This window comes from Burkholderia sp. Cy-637, assembly GCF_011753175.1.
Lineage (GTDB): Bacteria > Pseudomonadota > Gammaproteobacteria > Burkholderiales > Burkholderiaceae > Burkholderia > Burkholderia gladioli.
The window spans coordinates 1-5,735 of record NZ_VWWC01000275.1; the positions used below are offsets into that span (position 1 = coordinate 1).

The window sequence follows — 5,735 nt, forward strand, 5'->3', positions numbered from 1 at the left end:
TCGGCGCGCCCCGCGCCCGTTGCCGCCCCGATTCCACCCGCCTCGTCGCGGACGCGCCGGCCAATCGGGCCTAGAATAGAGCTTTCCGGTCGCCGTTCCCCGCCCCGCTCGCGGGCGGGTCGGCCGGCCCGCTTCGCCGCCGCGCCGCAGTCGCGCGGCCTTCCGTCGAACCCGGCGCCTTGCGCCCACCATCGATTCGCTCATGACTACCGCACTCGACCAGCTGAAGCAGTACACCACCGTCGTCGCCGATACCGGTGATTTCCAGCAGCTCGCGCAGTATCAGCCCCAGGATGCGACCACCAATCCCTCGCTGATCCTGAAGGCGGTCCAGAAGGATGCCTACAAGCCGCTGCTCGAGAAGACCGTGCGCGACCACGCCGGCGAATCGACCGACGTCATCATCGATCGCCTGCTGATCGCCTTCGGCACCGAAATCCTCAAGATCATCCCGGGCCGCGTCTCGACCGAGGTCGACGCGCGCCTGTCGTTCGACGCCCAGGCCTCGATCGACAAGGGCCGCGAACTGATCCGCCTCTACGAAGCCGCCGGCATCGGCCGCGAGCGCGTGCTGATCAAGCTCGCCTCGACCTGGGAAGGGATCCGCGCCGCCGAGGTCCTGCAGAAGGAAGGCATCAAGTGCAACATGACCCTGCTGTTCTCGCTGGTGCAGGCGGCCGCCTGCGCCGAGGCCGGCGCGCAACTGATCTCGCCCTTCGTCGGGCGCATCTATGACTGGTACAAGAAGCAGGCCGGCGCCAACTGGGACGAGGTCAAGAACGGCGGCGCGAACGATCCGGGCGTGCAGTCGGTGCGCCGCATCTACGCCTACTACAAGAAGTTCGGCTACAAGACCGAAGTGATGGGCGCGAGCTTCCGCACCGTCGCGCAGATCACCGAGCTGGCCGGCTGCGACCTGCTGACGATCAGCCCCGAGCTGCTGCAGAAGCTGCACGAGAGCAATGACAAGCTCGAGCGCAAGCTGTCGCCGGACAGCGCGCAGGATGCGCCGGCCGAGCGCGTGGCGATCGACGAATCCGCCTTCCGCTTCCAGCTCAACGACGACGCGATGGCCACCGAGAAGCTCGCCGAGGGCATCCGCGCCTTCGCGGCCGACGCGATCAAGCTCGAAGGCCTGATCGAGGCGCTGCGCTAAGCGCCCCGGCGCGGGCCGCGCCCGCGCCTGCCGGCAGCACCTCCGACGGCCGCCTCGCGCGGCCGTTGTCATGTGCGCGCCGCCCGGCACGCACTACACTTCTCGTCACGGGGCTCCACGCCCCGCCCTTCATCGTGCTCGCCAGCAGGCCGAACCAGGTCGGACGAGCCCACCAGGAGACGACGATGCAAGTCCAAGCCTATCTGTTCTTCGGCGGACGCTGCGACGAGGCGATCGCGTTCTATCGCGACGCGATCGGCGCCGAGGTCCAGATGCTGATGCGCCACAAGGATGCGCCCCCCAATCCCGGCCAGCCGCTCGATCCGGCGCTGGCCGACAAGGTGATGCACGCCAGCCTGCGGATCGGCGAATCGCAACTGATGTGCTCGGACGGCGATTGCCGGCCCGGCGCGCCGCAGCAGACCCACGACGGTTATTCCCTGTCGCTGAACCCGGCCACGCTCGACGAGGGCCGGCGCATCTTCGAGGCGCTCGCCGGCGGCGGCTCGGTGGCGATGCCCTTCGGCCCGACCTTCTGGGCGCTCGGTTTCGGCATGCTGCGCGACCGCTTCGGCGTGCACTGGATGGTCAACGTCGAGGATCCGGCCGCGCGCCCCTGATCAGCAGCCCTGATCGATCGAGCCGCGCTCCCGAAAAGCACGAGGCCGGCCCCGCCGCGTCAGGCGGGAGCCGGCCTCGATCCTGCATGCGCGGCGGGCTGGCCCGCCGCCGCTTCACCCCGCCCTCAACCTTCGGCCACGTCGAGATAGTCCTCGGGCCGCGTGCGATCCTCGGCGCGCGCCATGCCGACCACGCGCACCGCCACGCTGACCACCACCGCCACCACCAGGTTCACCGCCAGCGACCAGATCGCCGCGTAGCCGGGAATCGCCATGCCGAACAGATGTATCGTGAAGATCGAGCCCGCCAGCTTCAGCGAGATCGCCATCCAGGTACCGCAGATAATGCCGGCGGCCCAGCCAACCAGCAGGCCGCGATGGTCGAGCACGCGCGTATAGAGCCCGAGCACGATCGCCGGCAGGGTCTGGATGATCCAGATCCCGCCCAGCAACTGGAGCTGGATCGCGTAGGTCAGCGGCAACCCGAGGATGAAGGCCACCGCGCCCACCTTCACGATCAGCGAGACCAGCTTGGCGACGTTGGTCTCCTGGTGAGGCGTCATGTTGCGGTTGATGAACTCGCGATGGATGTTGCGCGTGTAGAGGTTGGCCGCCGCGATCGACATGATCGCGGCCGGCACCAGCGCGCCGATGCCGATCGCCGCGAAGGCCACGCCGACGAACCACGAGGGGAAGAAGTGCAGGAACAGCGCCGGCACCGCGAAGTTGGCGCCATAGGCCTTGAAGTACGGCGCGAACTCCGGCATGTCCTTCACGCCCGAGGCCAGCGCCATGTAGCCGAGCAGCGCGAGCAGGCCCAGCACGAAGGAATAGGCCGGCAGCATCGCCATGTTGCGGCGGATGGTGTTGCCCGACTTCGAGGACAGGATCGCGGTGACCGAGTGCGGATAGAGGAACAGCGCCAGCGCCGAGCCCACCGCCAGCGTCGCGTAGGCGCTGTAGCCGTTCAGGCTGTCCACGTCGGGCGCCTTGAGCAGCAGCTTGGGCGGCGGCACGCTGCCGAAGATATGGCCGAAGCCGCCCAGTTGCGAGGGGATCACGATGATGGCCGCGGCGATCGTCACGTAGATCAGGATGTCCTTGACGATCGCGATCATGGCCGGCGCGCGCAGCCCCGAGGTGTAGGTGTAGGCGGCCAGGATCGCGAAGGCGATGATCAGCGGCAGGTCGCCCATCAGCCCGCGCGTGTCGAAGCCGAGCCCGCCGATCACCACCTCGATGCCTACCAGTTGCAGCGCGATGTAGGGCATGGTGGCGACGATGCCGGTCACCGCCACGGCCAGCGCCAGCATGCGGCTGCCGTAGCGCGCGCCGACGAAGTCGGCCGCCGTCACGTAGCCGTGCCGCTTGGCGATGCTCCAGAGCTTGGGAAACACCACGAAGGCGAACGGGTAAATCAAGATCGTGTAGGGCAGCGCGAAGAAGCCCATCGCGCCGGCGCCGAACACCAGGGCCGGCACCGCCACGAAGGTGTAGGCGGTGTAGAGGTCGCCGCCTAGCAGGAACCAGGTGACGATGGTGCCGAAGCGCCGCCCGCCCAGGCCCCATTCGTCGAGATGGGCGAGATCGCCGCGGCGCCAGTGCGCGGCGAGGAAGCCGAGGATCGTCACGCCGACGAAGAACAGCACGAACACGAAGGTGGCGGTCAGGTTCATTGCGCGTCCTCCTTGGCGGGATTGGCGCGCCAGCAATGCTTGGTCTTGCTGTAGACGAAGCCGGTGATCGCCGCGCTGCCGAACACCCAGGCGAGCTGATACCAGTAGAAGAACGGGAATCCGAGCCATTGCGGCTCGACCTTGCTGTACGACGGCACCCAGACCATCGCGATGACTGGCAGCACCAGCAGCCAGAGCCAGCGTTTGGCGGCCTGGTTGGCGTTGGCTTCGTGAGCCATGGCGTCTCCTCTTGTGTCTCTTATGCCCGGTTATTTAGATGTCTTGAACGGGTACGACGATGCGAGGAAACGCGGGCGGATCCGCTGCCGCGAGCCCAGGCTTACAGAGTATAAGAGTCCGAAATGTCGTCAGATACGCGGGCGAACCCGGAGCGCGGCGGGAATGGATGCGACGCCGCCGGCGGGGAGGCCGGCGGCGCGGGGCGCGGGCGGGAGCCCGGCCGGGAAACCGTCAGATCGTGAAGTCCGGCGAGGCGTCGCCGAGCTCGGCTTTCGATGCTTTCAAGGCTTTCACCCACTGGCGCGCGGGCAGCTTCAGCGTGTGCTCGAGATGCGCCGCGCGCGCCTCGAGCTGCGCGTAGGACACCGACAGGTCCGGGCCCGAGAAGGCCAGCGCGACGCGATTGCCCTCGTGCACTTCCGGCAGCGCGATCACGCGCGAATCGAAGGCCGCGTTGAGGTGCTTCATGTTGCGCACGAAGCTCGGGTGGTCGCCGAACAGGTTGATGGTGGCCACGCCGGCTTCGGCCAGGCAGCCGCGCACCGCGCGATAGAAGGCCATGCTGTCGAGCACCGGGCCGCGCGCGGTGGCGTCGTACAGGTCGATCTGCAGGGCGCCGGTGGTGCCGCGGTTGGCCGCGTCGTTGACGAAGTCCCAGGCGTCGGCCTCGTGCACCGTCAGGCGCTCGTCGTCGGGCGGCAGCGCGAACATCGAATGCGCGGCGATGATCACCGCCGGATTCAGCTCGACCGCCTCGACGCGCGCCGGCGCCAGGTAGGCATGCGCGAACTTGGTCAGCGCGCCGGTGCCCAGGCCCAGCTGGACGATCCGCTCGGGGGTATCGAGGAACAGCAGCCAGGCCATCATCTGCTGCGCGTATTCGAGCTCGATCGCCAGCGGCCTTGAGAGCCGCATCGCACCCTGCACCCACTCGGTGCCGAAGTGCAGGTAGCGCACGCCGCGCTCCTCGGAGAACGTGACCGGCGCGAAGCGCGGCTTGCGCGGCGCCTCGATCAGCGGTGCGTCGCTCAGGTCGTCGCGGTTCGCGCGCGATTTGGTCCGCACCTCGGGGCGCTGGGCGAGGGTTTCGTCGTCGCGCGCGTTGTCGCGGCGAAACGCGCGCGCCTCGGCGGACGCGCGCTTGATCAGTCGGGTCATCTGGATGGATCGCGCAGGCCGCGCGACTCGGTGAAAACGGGAGGATCGAGAGCATAGCACCGGCGCGGCGCGGGCGGCCAGACGCAGCCGCCGAATCCCACCTGCGTCGATGCGCGGCTTCGTGTCAGGCCAGGAAGGCGGCCAGCGCGCGCCATTGCAGCAGCTTGTCCGCATAAGGCAGCGCCGCGTAGGCGGGGCTGCTCGACGGCAGCCCGAGCAGCGTGTAGGCGGCGCCGTGCTCGCCCAGCGCGCGCGCACCGAGCCTGGCCGCCGTGCCGCCGTTGAAGGCGATCGCCGCGAGCCGCGGCAGGCTTTGCACCAGGGTGACGAGATCGTTGCTGGCGTGGTCGCGGATCCGGCTGTCGAGGCTGCCGATGCGGGTGGCCTCGGCCACCACGTCCCACAGGCCGATGCCGTGCCGCTGCAGGGTTTGCAGCCGCTGCGCGTAGTCGAGGGCGACCAGCTCGGTGTCGAGCACCTCGCCGAGCAGGCGCCAGAAGCGGTTCTGGGGATGCGCGTAATAGCGGCTCTGCGCCAGCGAGACCTCGCCGGGCAGGCTGCCGAGGATCAGCACGCGCGTGTGTTCGTCCACCACCGGCGGGAAGCTGCGCTTGAGCGCCTGCGGCCCCTCGCTCATGCAGCCGAATCCGACTCGCGCGCGAGTTCGAGCGCGCCGGCCCCGCCCACGCGCCGCCACAGCGCCGGCAACATGCATTCGCTGACCATCAGCGGCGCGCCGTGCCGCTCGAACACCGAGCGGCGCGCGGCGAACGCATGCGGCAGCGGCTCGCCCGCGGGCAGGGCCCGCGCCGCCAGCAGGTGCAGCGGATGGCCGGCGATCACGCGCCGGCTCACCAGGGCCGAGCGGGACACCCGCGCATCGCT

Annotated in this window: 6 protein-coding genes and 1 pseudogene; 2 read left to right on the top strand and 5 right to left on the bottom strand. The window is 69.1% G+C overall.

Going from position 1 to position 5,735, the window contains the following annotated elements:
- Positions 1 to 202 precede the first annotated feature (202 nt).
- Positions 203 to 1,156 carry a transaldolase gene (tal, locus tag F3J10_RS34055; RefSeq protein WP_017920366.1) on the top strand — a complete coding sequence of 318 codons (954 nt, stop codon included), beginning with the start codon at positions 203 to 205 and terminating at the stop codon, positions 1,154 to 1,156.
- A 185-nt stretch (positions 1,157 to 1,341) separates the two neighbouring features.
- Positions 1,342 to 1,776 (top strand): VOC family protein, encoded by a 435-nt coding sequence (locus F3J10_RS34060; RefSeq protein WP_036049673.1) that lies wholly within the window; start codon positions 1,342 to 1,344, stop codon positions 1,774 to 1,776.
- A 125-nt stretch (positions 1,777 to 1,901) separates the two neighbouring features.
- Here F3J10_RS34060 and F3J10_RS34065 read toward each other — a convergent pair whose 3' ends face one another.
- The 5 genes and pseudogenes from F3J10_RS34065 to F3J10_RS34085 form a co-directional block, all read right to left on the bottom strand.
- Complete coding sequence (locus tag F3J10_RS34065) at positions 1,902 to 3,452, bottom strand: sodium:solute symporter family protein (protein ID WP_025096539.1); 1,551 nt, start codon at positions 3,450 to 3,452, stop codon at positions 1,902 to 1,904.
- Positions 3,449 to 3,691 carry a DUF3311 domain-containing protein gene (locus F3J10_RS34070; protein WP_025096540.1) on the bottom strand — a complete coding sequence of 81 codons (243 nt, stop codon included), beginning with the start codon at positions 3,689 to 3,691 and terminating at the stop codon, positions 3,449 to 3,451. Before F3J10_RS34070 ends, F3J10_RS34065 begins: the two co-directional genes overlap by 4 nt.
- 232 nt (positions 3,692 to 3,923) lie before the next feature.
- A complete protein-coding gene (locus tag F3J10_RS34075) occupies positions 3,924 to 4,850 on the bottom strand; it encodes a spermidine synthase (protein WP_167243913.1) in 927 nt (308 codons plus the stop codon).
- 124 nt (positions 4,851 to 4,974) lie between these two features.
- Positions 4,975 to 5,487, bottom strand: coding sequence for a DNA-deoxyinosine glycosylase (locus F3J10_RS34080; RefSeq protein WP_167243914.1), 513 nt, complete (start codon positions 5,485 to 5,487; stop codon positions 4,975 to 4,977).
- A pseudogene (locus tag F3J10_RS34085) lies at positions 5,484 to 5,735 on the bottom strand (chorismate--pyruvate lyase); the annotation flags it as partial. The gene F3J10_RS34080 and the pseudogene F3J10_RS34085, both read right to left, overlap by 4 nt.